Here is a 16,181-nt window from a genome sequence, read left to right as displayed (position 1 = left end):
TAACTAAATGCACTACGGGTCATCATATTTATTATTTTTGTTTAAATTTTATTGATTTTGAAAATTCTAAATAAATTACCTGATCCATTTATTCTGTTTTTATTCGTTGCCATTATTGTTGCCTATTTTTTCCCCGATATTAGTTTGTGGTCTTACAAAGATTTTAATCTGAACACAGTAATTGATATTGGAGTTATCTTAGTATTCTTTTTTTATGGATTAAAACTTAATTGGAAAGAAGTTTTTAAAGATTTAGCAAATTGGAAAATGCATGTCTTGATTCAATCCATCACATTTATATTTTTTCCATTATTAGTCTTGTGTTTCTATCCTTTCATAAAAAATTACCCAATTTATTTTACTCTGTATGTCGCAATATTTTATTTAGCCGCGTTACCAAGTACAGTTTCTTCGTCAGTTGTAATGGTTTCTATTGCGAAAGGAAATATACCAAGTGCTATCTTTAACGCAAGTATTTCTGGACTAATAGGTATTGTTGTTACACCGCTTTGGATGAGTTTGTTTTTATCAAAAAGTAATGGTGAATTTGATTTATTAGGAACTTTTTTGGATTTAGTTCTTAAAATTATTTTACCTGTTTTTATCGGAGCTCTTCTTCAACCTTATTTAGGGTTCTTTTACAATAAATATAAAAAGCAATTCGGTAATTTAGATAAACTAACCATTGTACTTATTGTTTACAACAGTTTTAGTCATACTTTTTTGGATGGATTATTTACAAAATTAGGCGTTCTTCCGTTGTTGGCAGTTTTCATAATTGTAGTTGCGTTATTCTTTTTCTTTTTCAAACTTTCAAAATGGATTGGTAAGAAAATGAATTTTAATCGAGAAGATGATATCACAATTCAATTTTGTTCGACTAAAAAATCATTGGTTCATGGCTCGGTAATTGCAGCAGTTATTTTTACGGGAGATATCGGTATTTATTTGATTCCGGTTATGCTTTACCACACTTTTCAGTTAATTTATATCAGTTATATCGCTAATCAATATGCTAAAGAAGTTGAATAAAACTTATCGAAGTATCCTTATTTTTCTATTTCAAATTATTTTATTTTCGATACTATTTTCAATCGAAAGCGTTGATGATTTCATCGTCAATCATCTTACATTTCCAATTTCAGGATTTATTGCAAAAATTACGAATTCAGTTCATTTTCCTGTTGGAGAATTGTTTTATTTAATCATTGGAATAATCGGTTTTGTATTGATTTTTAAATTGATTCGAAGTTTTTTCAAATCGAAAGAAAAAGTTTCGCATTCAATTTATTGCATTATGATTTTTGTAAACTGTATCTATTTTATTTACACGTTTGCTTGGAGCGTGATGTACAAAAAACAAACGTTAACTATTGACAAAGAAAAAATCGTTATTCAACCTAAAATTCTGAAAGAAATCTATTGCTACGAACTTGATAAAGCAATATCAGCAAGAAATTTAATCGAACACAATGATTCAACAACAACGATAAAATTCAAATCTAATTTAAAAGATTATAATCAAGAATTTTTTGCTTTACAACACCAAGTAAATAATGTAAAATGGTTAAAAAATTATCGATTATTAAAAGATACACAATACAAATTATCTTGGATTTCGGAAATGCAAAATTATATGGGTATTTTGGGATACTATAACCCTTTTACGGCAGAAGCAAATCTGAACAGATACAATACAAATTTAAAACAACCTGCTACACTTTTCCACGAATATGGACACCAAATGGGATTTGCATCAGAAAGTGAAGCTAATTTTTTGGCTTATTATTTAGGTGCAAAATCTAGAAATCCTGAAATTAATTATTCGTTTTATTATAAAAGTATTTATACGCTTTTAGGTGCTATTTACAAATCTGATCCGTATTTTGTGAAAATGGAATTGGATAATATGCATTCTAAAATAAAGCAAGACAGAAAAGCCGAATTAAAACATTATTTGAAATATGAAGGTGCTACAAGCGATACTTTTTCTGAATTAAATAATCAGTTTTTGAAGGCAAATAACCAAGAAGGAACGATAAGTTATAGCAAATATGTCGAATTAATTTACTTGTTGTATCAAACAAAAAAAGCAACAAATTAATCGTTGCTTTTATATTATTGTTAAAGTTCTAAATCATTTAAAATTAATTTTTCCACCAGCTAATTTTTTCTGATTACGTTGCGTTGGATTACCATAAATATCAATCACTCCTCCTGCTCTAGTTTTTGCATCTACAGATTTCTCCGCTCTCGCTTCTATTACTCCTCCTGCATTTGTTGTTAAACTTGCTGTATCAGAATTTAATGTTTTCGAATAATATTTCCCTCCAGAATTTGCAATTACAGTCTGAAATTCAGTATCACCAGTTAAAATTACTTCAGCACCAGAATTTATTTTGACTTCTAATTTTGATGTTTCGATTGGTAATTTGATAGATGAACCTTCGTTAGATGTCAAATACAATGCTTGTGATTTTACAACATCATCAGAATAAATGTGAGAACCTTGACTTGCCTGAATTTCGTATAATGATTTGTAATAAACCTTAACCGTTGCTTCTCCTCCTTGCATCAATTTGGTTCCTGTCATTTTCAATTTCAGTTCACCTTTGTTATTTTCAACTTGAACATCGCTCGCATTAACTCCATCTACTTTCACTAGGTTTTCGTTTGATGAAATTAATTCAACTGGAATTTTATCATAAACTTTTAAGATATTAAAATCTCCAACATTTATCTCTTCTTGCGCAAATGCAAAAGTTGAACAAAATATAGCGGCTGCTGATAATACGATATTTTTCATAAAAAAAGTTTTCTAATTTGATTTGAAATTATGCAAAATTTAAACCAAAAAAGAAAACTTAAGTTATTTTTAAGATATATTGTAAGAATTATTTCGCTCCTTCAGCTGTTAATTCTGCAATACGTACAATAATTTCTGTTGCTTTTTCCATAGATTCTACCGGAACATATTCGTAAGGTCCGTGGAAATTATGACCTCCAGCAAAGATATTAGGACAAGGTAATCCCATAAAAGATAAACGAGCACCATCTGTACCTCCACGAATTGGTTTGATATTTGGCGTAACACCACAGTCTTTCAAAGCTTGTTCTGCGATTTCAACAGATTGGAATTTCTCTTTTACTTTCTCAATCATATTAAAATATTGATCAGAAACTTCTGCTGTAATTACTTCATGATCAAAACGCTCTTGAATATCAGCAGCAATTTGTAAGAATAAAGCTTTACGAGCTTCATATTGCTCCATATCGTGATCACGGATAATGTACACCATTTTTGCTTCAGATACATTTCCTGTAATTTTAGCTAAATGGAAGAATCCTTCGCGACCTTCAGTTAATTCAGGAACTTCATCGTTTGGTAATTGTGCAGCAAACTCCATTGCAATATTAGATGCATTAATCATCTTATCTTTTGCATAACCTGGGTGAACAGATTTACCTTTTATTGTCACAATTCCAGATGCAGCATTAAAGTTTTCGTACTCTAATTCTCCAATTTCAGAACCATCCATTGTGTAACCCCATTCAGCACCAAATTTCTCTACATTAAAGAAATCTGCACCACGACCAACTTCTTCGTCAGGTGTAAATCCAATAGCAATACGTCCATGTTTAATTTCTGGATGAGCAATCAAATACTCTGCAGCAGTTACAATTTCAGCAACACCAGCTTTATCATCAGCACCTAATAATGTTGTACCATCAGTCGTAATGATAGTTTGACCTTTATATTGAGATAATTCAGGAAATTCGTTTGGTGATAAAATCATTGATTCGTTCAATTTGATATCTCCACCATCATAATTTTCCCAAATTTGAGGTTGTACATTTTCTCCAGAAAAATCTGGCGATGTATCCATATGAGAAACAAACCCAATTGTAGGCACTTCGTGATCAACTGTAGAAGGAACATATCCGAAAACATAACCATTTTCATCAATAGAAACGTCTTCTAAACCGATTTGTTTTAACTCTTCAACCAAATAATTTGCTAAATCCCATTGACGGTCTGTACTTGGAAATTTATCTAAAAAAGCTTCACTTTCAGTGTAAGTTTTAACATATTTCAAAAAGCGTGTTACCAACTTTTCTCTCCATTCTGTTTGCATTGCGTTTTAATTTTTGTCAAAATTACTAAATTATCTACCTTTAAGGCGCAAATAAACCAAAAAAATGAGTGAGCTAACTTTTAAAATTATTGAATGTCCTCGTGATGCAATGCAAGGACGCAAAGATTTTATTCCAACTGATAAGAAAATCGATTACTTAAATCGTTTATTGACTGTTGGTTTTGAAGCAATAGATTGTGGAAGTTTTGTTTCGCCAAAAGCGATTCCACAGATGGCGGATACGAAAGAAGTTTTAGATAATATTGATAAAACCAATTCAAAATCGAAATTATCTGTTGTTGTGGCCAACAAAAGTGGCGCAATGAAAGCTGCTGAGCACGAAAAAGTGGATATTATTGGATTTCCTTTTTCTATTTCAGAGAATTTTCAACAATTCAACACAAATAAAAGTCGTGAAGAAGCGTTCGAAATGGTGAAAGAAATCAACCAAATCGCAAATGATAATGGTAAACATATGTTAATTTATCTTTCGATGGCGTTTGGAAATCCTTATGGAGAAACTTGGAGTGAAGAAATCGTAAAAGAATGGTCAAAAAAAATGGCTGATATTGGAATTTCTTCGATCAATTTATCAGATACAATTGGTGTTGCAGACGAAAAAACAATTGTTGATTTGTTCCAAAATTTGATTCCTCATTATCCAGAAATTGAATTTGGCGCACATTTTCATACCGTTTATACCGAATGGCATTCCAAAGTACAAGCCGCTTATGATAATGGTTGTCGTCGTTTTGATGGTGCTATAAAAGGTTTGGGCGGATGTCCAATGTCAAAAAGTGATATGGTCGGAAATATGCCAACCGAGAAGTTAATTAGTTTCGCAAATGAGCATAAAGAAAAACATGGTTTGAATCTTTTTGATTTCGAATCTGCTTGGAATGTTTCTTTGCGTACATTTGGCTTAGTTTAATCTTAACAATAAACTAAAAAATCAATTCTTTTGTTAAAGGAAATTAAAATATGTTGGACTTTAACAAAAAAAGTTAAATTTGCTCATCGGTAAGTTTTTTTATCGAGCTTAGAATATTAAAATGAAATTAAAGTATATGAAATTTAAATCGAGTATGATGTTGCTAATTGCAGCATTATTTACGGTAAATACTTTTGCGCAAACAGCAAAACCAACACCCAAACGTCTTGCTAAAGTAGATGGTATAGCTGCTGTTGTCGGAGATCAGATTGTTTTAGAGTCTGATGTAGATCGAGATTATTTAATGTCGAAACAACAAGGGATGAAAGTCGAAGACAAATGTGATTTCCTAAATGACATTATGTTAGACAAAATGTTGGTTGATCGTGCAAAACAAGATACTTTAATCAAAGTGACACAAGACGAGGTAACTCGTCAATTAAACAACCAAATCGAAGGTTGGATTGCTCAAGCTGGAGGAGAAAAACAAATTTTAGACTATTTTGGATTCCGTACAATGGCGGAAATGAAAAACGAAACTAAATATATCGTAGAAGATAATATTTATGCACGTAACAAAAGAGAAATGGTTGTAAAAGGCGCTGATGCTACGCCAGAAGAAGTTCGTTTGTTTTTCGAAAAACACCAAGGTGAGTTACCAGACGTAAAAGACGAAGTTTCGATTAGCCATATTGTAACTTATCCTGAAGTTTCGCAAGAAAATCAACAAAAGATTATTGATCAATTAAAAGAAATCAAAAAAGAAATTGAAGAAGGTGCTTCTTTTGCAACGAAAGCAATTTTATATTCAGAAGATCCAGGTTCTGCAAGTAACGGAGGTGAATACAAAAAAGTTTCTCGTGGTAAAATGGTAAAAGAGTTTGATGCGGTGGCGTTTAACTTACAAGAAGGTGAAATTTCTGATCCATTCAAAACTGATTTTGGATATCATATTATTAAGTTAGAAAAACGTCGTGGACAAGAATTAGATTTGCGCCATATCTTGATTACGTTGAAACCAACAGAAGACGAAATAAAAAAGGCTTATAATAAATTAGATTCAATTCGAGTTTTAATTAACGACGGAAAAATGACATTTAAAGATGCTGCATTAAGATTTTCTGATGATAAATACACAAAATTTAACTCAGGAAATATCATGAACCAAAATTCTGGTGACGATCGTTTCGAGAAAATGGCTTTGCCTCTACCAATGTTTACAGCAATTGCAACATTAAATGAAGGAGATATTTCTCAAGTTTTCGAAGATGATTTTGATAACAGAAAAGCTTTAAGAATCTTAAAAATCAATAAATTTTATCCAGAGCATAAAATCAATTACCAAGATGATTACTATAGAATTCAGAAATTTGCGGTTCAAGATAAAGAACGTACATTGTTGATGGATTGGGTAAAACGTCAAGTTGGTGATGCTTACATTAAAATTGGAAAAGAATACCAAAGTTGTAATTTCCCGATCGATTGGGAAAAGAAAAACCAAAAATAATAAAACAAAAAACCTCGAGAAATTCTCGAGGTTTTTTTTATGTCTTAAAAATAAATAATCTTATTTCGCAATCGGAACTTGAGAAGGCCAAATTAACTTACTTGGATCAAATCCTACTTTCTTTGCCGAATCAAAAAATCTGTCTTTTACCTTATCCGAAATCTCTTTCTTACGCGATAGAATCCATAACTTTTTATAATCTTCACTTGCAACTAATACATTATTGTAATCTTTATCAAAATCAATTACATATAATTTTTTTGCAAAAATTGGTAAAAACGTTGTCGAAAACAACCCAACATTTTCGATGTCTTGTGCTGCAATTCCTTCAATCTTTTCCCACCCTTTTTTCTTCGCATTATAGCCGCGCACAATCACTTCCAATTGTCCATTTTCTTCGTTCAAATTAAAACGATGCGTCACATTCGTTTGTCCTTTTTGCGCTTTATTTTCCAAACGTGCAATTTCGTACCAACGTCCTAAAAATCCACCTAAATCAAAATTTTGAGCAGGTTTGTATTTTACATTTTTCTTATTGTGATTAACGATATATGCTGTTGTCCCTAACGCTAATGCTGCAAGGGCTAATTTCTTAAAATTCATTTTACTAAAACTTAGGTTGCAAATGTATCAATAATATTAAAGTTGAAAAAATATGATTTCATATTTTGAATTAATTAAAGTTTTATTTAATTTTATTAAAATTAATTTTGATATTATTTAACACAATGAAAAAACTTCCTGTTATATGTCCCAGTTGTGCCGAAGAATTAGCGGTCGAAAAATTAATTTGCAACCATTGCGAAACACAAGTTGTAGGAAACTATGAACTTCCTTTATTTCTGAAACTTACAAATGAAGAACAAGCATTTATTATGCAATTCTTTGTCAACTCAGGAAGTTTAAAAGACATGGCGAAAGAATTTGAAGTCAGCTATCCAACCATGCGAAATAAAGTAGATGATTTGATTAATAAAATAAAAACAATGTCCGATGAATAAAGAATTTTCAGTATCGATGTCGCTATTTTTTAAGGTTACAACTGCTATTTTAATTGTATTATTAATCTTAATTGGAGGAATATTGTTTAAAGAAACAGAAGTATATGTTGCGGTGATTTATGCAATCATTATTTATCCATTGTTTGCGTATTATTATTTAATCTCTTTAAATAAAATTAAAGTTGATTTGAATAATATTTATCTTATTTCAAAAATAAAAACGAATATTATTCCGATAAATGAAGTGAAAATTATTACAAGAAAATCTCAAAATAATTTGATAATCGTTGGATGCAGAGGATTTATAGGTTTGATAGGAAGATCTATGGACAATTATCGATGCAATATAAAAAATCGTACAAAACTTGTTGCTATTGAATTAGAAAATGTAAAATATTTGGTGAGCTGCGATCAGCCAGATGAATTTGTTAACACAATAAATACACTAAAAAATGATAAAAAAACTCCTTAATCCATTTGCATATTTCGATGAAAAAATACTATTCATTATTGGGCTATTTTCGCATTTCTTTTTCACTTATATCGCCAAAATTACTGAATCTTTTTTCCCTGATTTTTTAAGCATCAAGAAAAATGGAATTCCTTATTCTTATCTCGATTTGTTGTATCAAAATACGAGAAATCTAGCGATTGCTATTCTCCTATTTTATATTTTAGGAAAAATCATCAATAACAGAACACGAATTATAGACATTGTAAACGTCGTTTTAATCTCTAGAATAGCCTATTACATTGTATTTATTACCGATTTTATTCCAATTGTCAACAAAAGTATGGACAAAGTTCTAAAAGGAATTACAACAAATAATCTCGAAGTTTTACATGAAGCCCCAACAATGATTGTACTTGTAATTGTAGCTTTTATTGCGATATTTTTCTTGTGTATAATGCTCTATTTTTTATACATAGGTTTCAAAACTGTTACAAACATGAAAAATACAAAACAAGTTTTTGCTTTCATTGCTACCTTGTTATTTATCATTGTTTTAACCACAATATTATCATTATTAATACCACAAAAAATATGAAAAAAGTTTTATTAGCACTGACTTGTATAGCTACTACTAGTACATTTGCGCAACAAATTAACAAACCAGCTTTGGATAGTTTATTTCTTTCTTTACATGAACAAAAAATTGGTGCAGGAAGTGTTTCTATTTTCGAGAATGGAAAAGAAATTTATTCTAATTCGTACGGAAATCGTGACTATGAGAGTAATCTTGTCAATAATAACGACACAAAATTTAGGATTGGTTCCATCACAAAGACTTTTACAGCAACTTTGATTATGAAAATGATAGAAAATGGTAAATTAACGCTTGAAACAAAACTTTCAAAATTTTATCCGAAAGTAAAAAATGCAGATAAAATTACGATTCAAAATTTGCTACAACATCAATCTGGAATTAATAATATTACAAGCAACAAAGAATTTCTTGAATGGTATTTGCAAGATTTAACAAAAGAACAATTGCTAGAAAAAATCTACCCATTAAAATCTGATTTCGAACCCAATACAAAAGAAGGATATTCGAATACAAATTATATTTTGTTAGGTTTCATTTTAGAAGATGTTTCAAAAAAATCATTTCAAGATTTGATCGAAAATATCATTATTAAACCTTTAAAGTTAAAGAACACAAAAGTTGGAGGAAAAATATTAATAAATCAAAACGAAGCAAAATCTTACAATTATTTCAATAATACGTATCATTTATTACCAGAATCATCAATGACAATTCCTCTTGGAGCAGGTATCATGGTTTCTACACCAACAGATTTAAATACATTTATTTATTCGCTTTTAAATGGTAAAATAGTTTCTGAAAAATCTGTCAAACAAATGACAACTATTAATGATGAATTTGGTTTTGGATTATTTTATGATAAAATAAATGACACAAAAGGAATTGGACACAACGGCTCTATTGACGGTTTTAGTTCTTATACTTTTTGTTTTGATCATACTGCTTTCTGTTATGCTATTACTCAAAATGCAAATGAAATTTCAAAAGAATTACTTAAAACTAATTTATACAATGCTACTCATAACAAAAAAATAGAGTTTCCTAAAAAAGTTATTTCAATAGATGTTTCTTCAGAAATTTTAGAAAAATATTCGCACGAATATTCTTCTAATGAACTTCCTATTGCAATTAAATTTTTCGTAGAAGATGGAACTTTTATGGCACAAGGAACAGGACAATCTGCATTTCCGCTAACAGCAATTTCCACAACCGAATTTGAATTTGCTCCTGCAAAAATTAGAATTAATTTTAATGAAAATGGTTCAGAAATGAAATTAATTCAAAATGGAAAAACCTTTAATTTTAATAAAAAATAGTATAATCATAAAAGACAAAGCAAATTGCTTTGTCTTTTTATTTAAGAATTAACAAGCTGTTCCTCCTTCAAAATTTGTCATTGTAGTTTTTTATCAGATTTTCGAGTGATTGTCATTGTTCCATTAGCTAAAACTGAATCAGATTCTATAGTTTGTTCTCCAATTTTTGCATTAATTTCGATAATATAATCATCATTCTCTAAACGCAACGTATATTCGTTTTCAGTAGATTTAGTATCGTCATTTTTAGAAGAAAAACTTCTTTTTTTCCATTTATAGTAGCTACTGGAATTGATTTTTAATAGAAAACACATTTTCTCAATCGGAAATTGGCGCCCATGATTCTTTATGAATCTATATTTCATCGACCGTTCTTGGAGAAAATGCTGATTGCTTTTTTTAAGATATCACGTTCTAGTTCAGTATCTCTAAAATTTCGCCTACTGTAACCTTTCCAAAATAATCCGTTACATCAATAGAATTCAAAACTTTTGCAATTTCTTCTTCATTGTGTTTTACACCAATTAGTTTATTTTCTAAACCTTCAATCGGTTCTGAAGCGAAGAAATCACCAAATATTTTAGCTTTTTCAATTATTCCGCCTCGCTCTACATCCAAGTGAACTTCAATAAAACCTGCTGGAATTTTCTTTGCATTTTTGAAATTATATTTTGGTGAAAAACCAAAATTCCAATCCCATGTTTGGTATTTTTCTTCAATCAATTTCGCAACACCATTCAAATCTTCGGTTGTTAAATGATAAATTGTTGCTCCTTTATTTGTTTCTAACATTTCATCAATCAACAAAGCTTTCAATTCATCCGTCGTCATTTCATTTGGAAAATATTCAATCAAATTAATCACACGTGCACGATTAGATTTAATCGCTTTATCCACATATTTTAATGGATTAATTTTTAACGCATCGCCTAAAACCGACATGTCCGAATTAAAAAGTATCGTTCCGTGTTGAATCATTTTTCCATTACGGGCCAATTTTGCATTTCCACTAAACTTTTTACCATCAACCAACAAATCGTTTCTTCCTTCCAATTTTGCAGAAACATTCAAACCTTTTAATAATTTGACAACAGGTTCTGTAAAAGTCGAAAAATCCATAAAATCATTCTGTCCCAATAACGTATGGAAAGAAAAATTTAGATTCCCTAAATCGTGATAAACAGCACCACCACCCGACATGCGACGAACAACTTTGATGTTGTTTTCAGTGACATAATCCAAATTAATTTCGGCCAATGTATTCTGAAATTTCCCAACAATAATTGACGGCGCATTGATATACAACAAAAAAATATCTTCCGTTGGATAATGGTACAATAAATATTCTTCTAAAGCTATATTGAAATAAGCATCGTGAGATAGCGAATCGATGATAATCATACAAATTATTTTAGCAAAGTTAGGAAGAAATTTATGGAATCAAAAAGAGACAACTTTCCTAAAAAAGTTGTCTCACCGCATTTATAATATAAACTATTAAAGAGAATGTTAAATGTTTGTCATCATTTAAATTCCAGTAAACTTAATTCCTAAACTCATCCAAGTTGTTGGTAACGGAATTGCTCCAGCTTCGTTATATGTTGTGTTAAAAATGTTTTGCGCATCAAAATAAATACTCAAATTATTTTTGAATGAATGATTAATTCTTGCATCAGTAATCCAATAAGATTTATATGATTGACGTGTATTATAACGATTCGCTACACTTAAAGTAGTTTTTCCGATTGAATAATCTATAGTATTGATTAACTGATGTTTTAAACTTTCTATTTTATATTTAGAATTGTATTGATCATCCACATTTTTAAACTCAGAATCAAGATAAGAATAGCTCAAAGAAAACTTCAAATTTTGATTAGCAGAAAGATTTGCTAAGTACGAAACTTTCGTATTAAATCCGTGTGTTTTTAAATCTCCAAAATTTTGTGCTTGCCATGGTTCATTAGATGTTAAACGTACCCAATCGATAAAGTCTGTGATCGAACGATAAAAATAATAGGCATTAAACGTCCAATTTCTCTTGTTGTATTTGAAACCAATTTCTGTTTGAAAAGCCTTCTCAGATTCTACATTTACATTTCCTATATTTCCTGGTCGCTGATCCAAATATAAATCTGTAAACGAGGGAATTCGCTGGCTTGTACCTGCATTTACCATCAATTTCAAGTTCGAATTTACCGCATAACTCGCATCAATTCCTGGAAATGCTTGCCAACCATATTGCGAATTATAGTTAACATATGTTCCGACATTTACATTCAATTTTGGTGTAATATCCGTTTTATATTCCGCATAAAATCCAACATTATCGCGTGTATGATTTTTGATACTTGTGGATGAAATTTGCTCATTTCGGTATTCTACTCCTACTCCAATTTGCCCTTTATTCAATTGATACGTAGAATTCACTTCTCCCGAAATAGAATTTGAATAATGCAGAGAACGCGCTTTATTCAAATCATTTTTATAATAACGATAATCATCAAAATTGTATCGATAACTCACTCGTGGCGCTAAGGTAATTCGATCCGATAATTGATGCTTTGATTGAATGTTAACTAATGTTGTTTCAACCAATTCTTTCGAATTTTTATCACCCGGAGATGCATAAAAGCCATTTGCTCCAAATCCATTTTTCACATAACCATACGAAGCAACTAAACTATTGGCATCATCAAACTGAAAATTCCCTTGATAATACAATTTATTGTTCTCGTAAGCCGTATTGTATCGGTATCCATTTCCCCAATCATGGCTCACATACAACTGATGTTGATGCGTTTCTTTTGCCAAATTCGCACCAAGTTGCACACCTCTACTTGCGTAGGTGTCACCTGTATCTTCGATATCTTTCTTAAAACTTGTTCCAAAATAGGTATTCGCATAAACGCCCGTTTTCTTTGGTTGACGAGTGACAATATTAATAACACCTGTCAAACTATTATTTCCGTAAACACGAGCAGCCGGACCACGTACCACTTCAATTCTGTCAATCGCTTCTAGAGGAATGGGAAGATTTAACGCATTATGAGCCGTTTGATGATCCATAATTTTTACTCCATTCAACAAAATCAATGTTTGCTCAAAACTTCCGCCATCCATCGAAATATCAGCTTGCGTTCCAAACGGTCCTCGTTGACGCAAATCTATTCCAGATGCATACTGCAACACATCCTGTAAAGAACGTGCAGGTAATTTGTTTATTTCTGATTTACTTAACACATAAATGTTTCTATTTTCTTTAGAAAGTGGCGTATTCAGCCGGTTATCTAATATAGAAACTTCACCTATTGCAATGGTATCATTCGAATTTTGTGCAAAAATACTTTGTGCAGCTAAACACAATACCATGGTAATCTTCTTCATTTTTGACTAATTATTTATTTAATTGAGTTAAATCTGATGCGAAAGTAGTACCTTTCCGATCTATAAGAATATACCAGTTTACAGATAATGAATAGTCCGGCTGAAATACCATACAAAAGTTTTATAGAAATCGAACGCAATTCGGATACACCTATTTATCTTCAATTAGCGAATCAGCTGGCTAAAGCAATACAATTAGGCTATATTCCAAGTGGGACAAAATTACTTGGAACAAGACAATTAAGTGAAATTTTAACGCTTCATCGCAATACTATTGTCAATAGTTTTCAGGAACTTGAAGCTCAAGGTTGGATAGAAATCGTTCCAAATAAAGGAAGTTATGTATTAAGTCAATCTTCTCAAAAGTTTCAGAAAACCATTGTTCCAAAGCAATTTTCAATCAATTTGTATCCTGATAAAACAGGTTTTCAATTTGAACAATCGATACTTTTGGATAATCCGTACGAAAATTTTAATCAACGCTTATATTTAACCGATGGAACAATCGATCATCGGTTAGCAGAACTAAAACTTCCTGCTAAATTATATTCAGCTATTTTAAAAAGAAAAACGTCAATTTCAAAGGTAAATCAGTCCAAAAATGAGTACTTTTTAAAGAATTTAGCAAATTATCTCAATTTGACAAGAGGTTTACATATTTCGAAAGAGAATATTTTAGTGACGAGAAGTTCGGAAATTTCACTTTTTTTAATTGCAGAAATTCTACTGAAACAAAATGATGTTGTTGCGGTTGCAAATTTAAGTTATTATAAAAGTAACATGATTTTTCAGACACAATTCGCTAAAATCAAACAAATAAAAACGGATGAATTCGGAATTGATACCGACGATTTAAGAAAATTATGCGAGCAATTTCCAATACGAATTGTATATGTTACACCCCATCACCATTATCCGACAACGGTTACGCTAAGTTCACAAAGGAGAGTTGAATTACTACAACTTTCGCAGGAATTTGGATTTGCGATTGTGGAAGATGATTACGATTTTGATTTCCATTATAGCAATCATCCTATTTTACCTTTGGCAAGTTCGGATCAAAATGGAATGGTTGTTTACACGGGAAAATTTGGTCATTATCTTGCTCCAGGATACCGAATTGGATTTATTGTAGCGCCAAAAAATCTAATTCTCGAAACCAAGAAACATTTGTCCATTCTTGATCAGCAAGTTGATCCATTTATCGAGCAAGTTTTAGGTGAAATGATTAGCGAAGGTGAAATTAATCGAATTCTAAAAAAACATCGTAAAACTTATCGAGAACGCCGCGATTATTTTTGTCAGAAATTGAAAACTGAATTAAATGATTTCATCACTTTTACGAGTCCAAATGGAGGTTTAGCGGTTTGGATTAATTTTAATCAACCTATAAATTTGATGGAATTAAAACGAAATTGTGCAAAATATGAATTGTTTATTCCGCAAACAATTTTATATCAAACCCAACATCAAACTGAAATTCGCCTTGGATTTGCACATCTAAATTTTGAAGAAATAGATGAAGTGGTTTCAATTTTGAAACAAGAAATCACAAAAAAAGCTGAATAAATCTCAGCTTTTATATTTTATGTAGGATTGATTACAATTAACCTAAAATCAATGTAATAATTAATTCCGATAAAATAAATCAACGCTAAAAAAGCATAAATTATAGCTTGTTTTGATAGTCTGATTTTGAATTTTTTTAGCAGAATTCCAACCAAAAAATTAAGTGTAATCAACTGTAAAACAACCAACAATGAATAGTGAATTATAAAATACATAACACTAGAAAAATTTACAATACGAATTGAGCCGTAACTATTGTAGGATTCGTGAAGAAATAATGCTAAACAACTTACAAAAGAAACAATAAAACTAAATAGTACAGAAATTAAAAATGTTTTAAGTATTGGGTTTATTATTTTTTTTCTCTCAACTTGAATGTCCACGTAAATTGAAATTCTGAAACAACATCTCCTTCCTCGTCTACACCTCTACTTGTCACATTTAGTGATACACCTTTCTTGGTTTCAATCGCTTCTTTTATAGCCGCATCTATTTTTTCTCCATCTTCGCACGTAAATACAATTTTACCAATAGCTTTTTTCAAATACTTCGATTGCATTCCCAAAACCAACATCGAAATATCTTCTCCTGATTTCGAAATCTTAGCATTTGCCATCAAACCAGAAGAAAATTCTGCTGCCATTCCTTGCACTGCCCAAAACATACTTTTGAATGGATTTTGATTAAGGAATCCATATTTTACTCGTGTCGAAACTTTATTTTCTTCCCACGACTCCAAACGAACACCCGCAATCCACGCAATCGGAATTTGAGTTGTCAATATATTTTTAAAAAGTTCTTTGTTCATATTTATAGATACTTGTGATTTTATTAAAAATCCAATATAAAAATAAATCTTGAAATTGAGAACTATAATTAAAACAGATTTTAAGTATTCCTATAAATTCAGCATCTTTTTCAATTTACTAATTGAATTTCTACTTACTTTAAAATGTTTGGCAACAGTTGAATTGGATAACTTATGCTCTTTTTGATAATTCAACATATATATAATATCTGATTTTTCATAGGCTCTATGTTTTTGATTTTCATGATCAATATTGTACGAAGTATCAAAAATAATCTTGTTTACACGTATAATATCTATTGAAGAAAAACTTTCTTTTTCAAAAAAAAATTTCACAAATTTTAATTTAGTTGGAAACTTCTCTACCACCAGATCAAAGTATATTTGTTTGTAGTTAGGTGCTATTTTTGGTATTTCTTGATCCATTTGTATAAGGTAGTTTTGGGTATTTTGTATTCTGGATATCCCCCTGAATTT

The 16,181-nt window shown here is 30.5% G+C and carries 17 protein-coding genes; 9 read left to right on the top strand and 8 right to left on the bottom strand.

The annotated features are described in order from the left end of the window. Positions 1-57 precede the first annotated feature (57 nt). Complete coding sequence (locus B4G36_RS13930) at positions 58-1,032, top strand: bile acid:sodium symporter family protein (RefSeq protein ID WP_291064386.1); 975 nt, start codon at positions 58-60, stop codon at positions 1,030-1,032. Further along, positions 1,013-2,104, top strand: a complete 1,092-nt coding sequence (locus tag B4G36_RS13925) for a DUF3810 family protein (RefSeq protein WP_291064385.1) — start codon at positions 1,013-1,015, stop codon at positions 2,102-2,104. Before B4G36_RS13930 ends, B4G36_RS13925 begins: the two co-directional genes overlap by 20 nt. 33 nt (positions 2,105-2,137) lie before the next feature. Here the strand turns inward: B4G36_RS13925 and B4G36_RS13920 are convergent, their stop codons facing one another. Together B4G36_RS13920 and pepT are read right to left on the bottom strand one after the other, a co-directional pair. Next, on the bottom strand, positions 2,138-2,806 hold the full coding sequence (locus B4G36_RS13920; protein WP_291064384.1) for a head GIN domain-containing protein: 669 nt from the start codon (positions 2,804-2,806) through the stop codon (positions 2,138-2,140). A gap of 88 nt (positions 2,807-2,894) precedes the next feature. Next, positions 2,895-4,136 carry a peptidase T gene (gene pepT, locus B4G36_RS13915; protein WP_291064383.1) on the bottom strand — a complete coding sequence of 414 codons (1,242 nt, stop codon included), beginning with the start codon at positions 4,134-4,136 and terminating at the stop codon, positions 2,895-2,897. 64 nt (positions 4,137-4,200) lie between these two features. Here pepT and B4G36_RS13910 point away from each other — a divergent pair, with 64 nt between their 5' ends. Continuing rightward, positions 4,201-5,067, top strand: coding sequence for a hydroxymethylglutaryl-CoA lyase (locus B4G36_RS13910; protein ID WP_291064382.1), 867 nt, complete (start codon positions 4,201-4,203; stop codon positions 5,065-5,067). Positions 5,068-5,203: 136 nt separating this feature from the next. Then, positions 5,204-6,574, top strand: a complete 1,371-nt coding sequence (locus tag B4G36_RS13905) for a peptidylprolyl isomerase (protein WP_260509604.1) — start codon at positions 5,204-5,206, stop codon at positions 6,572-6,574. 60 nt (positions 6,575-6,634) lie between these two features. Here B4G36_RS13905 and B4G36_RS13900 read toward each other — a convergent pair whose 3' ends face one another. After that, a complete protein-coding gene (locus B4G36_RS13900; RefSeq protein ID WP_291064381.1) occupies positions 6,635-7,177 on the bottom strand; it encodes a lipocalin family protein in 543 nt (180 codons plus the stop codon). A 125-nt stretch (positions 7,178-7,302) separates the two neighbouring features. Between B4G36_RS13900 and B4G36_RS13895 the strand changes: the two genes are divergently transcribed. From B4G36_RS13895 to B4G36_RS13880, 4 genes are read left to right on the top strand one after another with little or no spacing between them, the layout of a single operon-like run. Then, a complete protein-coding gene (locus B4G36_RS13895; protein ID WP_038331614.1) occupies positions 7,303-7,575 on the top strand; it encodes a DUF2089 family protein in 273 nt (90 codons plus the stop codon). Next, entirely contained in the window at positions 7,568-8,047 is a 480-nt protein-coding gene (locus tag B4G36_RS13890; RefSeq protein WP_291046578.1) for a PH domain-containing protein, read from the top strand. The genes B4G36_RS13895 and B4G36_RS13890 overlap by 8 nt, the downstream gene beginning before the upstream one ends. Continuing rightward, positions 8,028-8,624 (top strand): hypothetical protein, encoded by a 597-nt coding sequence (locus B4G36_RS13885; RefSeq protein ID WP_291064380.1) that lies wholly within the window; start codon positions 8,028-8,030, stop codon positions 8,622-8,624. The genes B4G36_RS13890 and B4G36_RS13885 overlap by 20 nt, the downstream gene beginning before the upstream one ends. Continuing rightward, positions 8,621-9,940, top strand: coding sequence for a serine hydrolase domain-containing protein (locus B4G36_RS13880; protein ID WP_291064379.1), 1,320 nt, complete (start codon positions 8,621-8,623; stop codon positions 9,938-9,940). The genes B4G36_RS13885 and B4G36_RS13880 overlap by 4 nt, the downstream gene beginning before the upstream one ends. A gap of 77 nt (positions 9,941-10,017) precedes the next feature. On the opposite strand, the gene B4G36_RS13875 is transcribed toward B4G36_RS13880, so the two are convergent. The 3 genes from B4G36_RS13875 to B4G36_RS13865 all read right to left on the bottom strand — a co-directional run bounded on the left by B4G36_RS13875 (position 10,018) and on the right by B4G36_RS13865 (position 13,327). Beyond that, entirely contained in the window at positions 10,018-10,254 is a 237-nt protein-coding gene (locus B4G36_RS13875) for a hypothetical protein (RefSeq protein ID WP_291064378.1), read from the bottom strand. Positions 10,255-10,354: 100 nt separating this feature from the next. Continuing rightward, positions 10,355-11,341: a lipoate--protein ligase gene (locus B4G36_RS13870; RefSeq protein ID WP_291064377.1), complete on the bottom strand. Its 987-nt coding sequence runs from the start codon at positions 11,339-11,341 to the stop codon at positions 10,355-10,357. Between the two features lie 126 nt (positions 11,342-11,467). After that, a complete protein-coding gene (locus B4G36_RS13865; protein WP_291064376.1) occupies positions 11,468-13,327 on the bottom strand; it encodes a TonB-dependent receptor plug domain-containing protein in 1,860 nt (619 codons plus the stop codon). An 87-nt stretch (positions 13,328-13,414) separates the two neighbouring features. Between B4G36_RS13865 and B4G36_RS13860 the strand changes: the two genes are divergently transcribed. After that, entirely contained in the window at positions 13,415-14,896 is a 1,482-nt protein-coding gene (locus tag B4G36_RS13860) for a PLP-dependent aminotransferase family protein (RefSeq protein WP_291064375.1), read from the top strand. A gap of 352 nt (positions 14,897-15,248) precedes the next feature. On the opposite strand, the gene B4G36_RS13855 is transcribed toward B4G36_RS13860, so the two are convergent. Next, complete coding sequence (locus tag B4G36_RS13855) at positions 15,249-15,704, bottom strand: DUF4442 domain-containing protein (protein ID WP_291064374.1); 456 nt, start codon at positions 15,702-15,704, stop codon at positions 15,249-15,251. A gap of 90 nt (positions 15,705-15,794) precedes the next feature. Beyond that, on the bottom strand, positions 15,795-16,181 hold a 387-nt coding region (locus B4G36_RS13850; protein ID WP_291064373.1), incomplete at its 5' end, for a hypothetical protein.

The sequence above is a fragment of the Empedobacter sp. UBA3239 genome, assembly GCF_002362875.1.
In the GTDB taxonomy this organism is placed as follows: Bacteria; Bacteroidota; Bacteroidia; order Flavobacteriales; family Weeksellaceae; genus Empedobacter; species Empedobacter falsenii_B.
This window is presented reverse-complemented; position numbering and strand designations above follow the sequence as displayed.

Coding starts and splice junctions, on each gene's coding strand:
- B4G36_RS13925 (WP_291064385.1), top strand. CDS start 1,013: ATGCTAAAGAAGTTGAATAAAACTTATCGAAGTATCCTTATTTTTCTA.
- B4G36_RS13920 (WP_291064384.1), bottom strand. CDS start 2,806: ATGAAAAATATCGTATTATCAGCAGCCGCTATATTTTGTTCAACTTTT.
- pepT (WP_291064383.1), bottom strand. CDS start 4,136: ATGCAAACAGAATGGAGAGAAAAGTTGGTAACACGCTTTTTGAAATAT.
- B4G36_RS13910 (WP_291064382.1), top strand. CDS start 4,201: ATGAGTGAGCTAACTTTTAAAATTATTGAATGTCCTCGTGATGCAATG.
- B4G36_RS13905 (WP_260509604.1), top strand. CDS start 5,204: ATGAAATTTAAATCGAGTATGATGTTGCTAATTGCAGCATTATTTACG.
- B4G36_RS13900 (WP_291064381.1), bottom strand. CDS start 7,177: ATGAATTTTAAGAAATTAGCCCTTGCAGCATTAGCGTTAGGGACAACA.
- B4G36_RS13895 (WP_038331614.1), top strand. CDS start 7,303: ATGAAAAAACTTCCTGTTATATGTCCCAGTTGTGCCGAAGAATTAGCG.
- B4G36_RS13890 (WP_291046578.1), top strand. CDS start 7,568: ATGAATAAAGAATTTTCAGTATCGATGTCGCTATTTTTTAAGGTTACA.
- B4G36_RS13885 (WP_291064380.1), top strand. CDS start 8,028: ATGATAAAAAAACTCCTTAATCCATTTGCATATTTCGATGAAAAAATA.
- B4G36_RS13880 (WP_291064379.1), top strand. CDS start 8,621: ATGAAAAAAGTTTTATTAGCACTGACTTGTATAGCTACTACTAGTACA.
- B4G36_RS13875 (WP_291064378.1), bottom strand. CDS start 10,254: ATGTGTTTTCTATTAAAAATCAATTCCAGTAGCTACTATAAATGGAAA.
- B4G36_RS13870 (WP_291064377.1), bottom strand. CDS start 11,341: ATGATTATCATCGATTCGCTATCTCACGATGCTTATTTCAATATAGCT.
- B4G36_RS13865 (WP_291064376.1), bottom strand. CDS start 13,327: ATGAAGAAGATTACCATGGTATTGTGTTTAGCTGCACAAAGTATTTTT.
- B4G36_RS13860 (WP_291064375.1), top strand. CDS start 13,415: ATGAATAGTCCGGCTGAAATACCATACAAAAGTTTTATAGAAATCGAA.
- B4G36_RS13855 (WP_291064374.1), bottom strand. CDS start 15,704: ATGAACAAAGAACTTTTTAAAAATATATTGACAACTCAAATTCCGATT.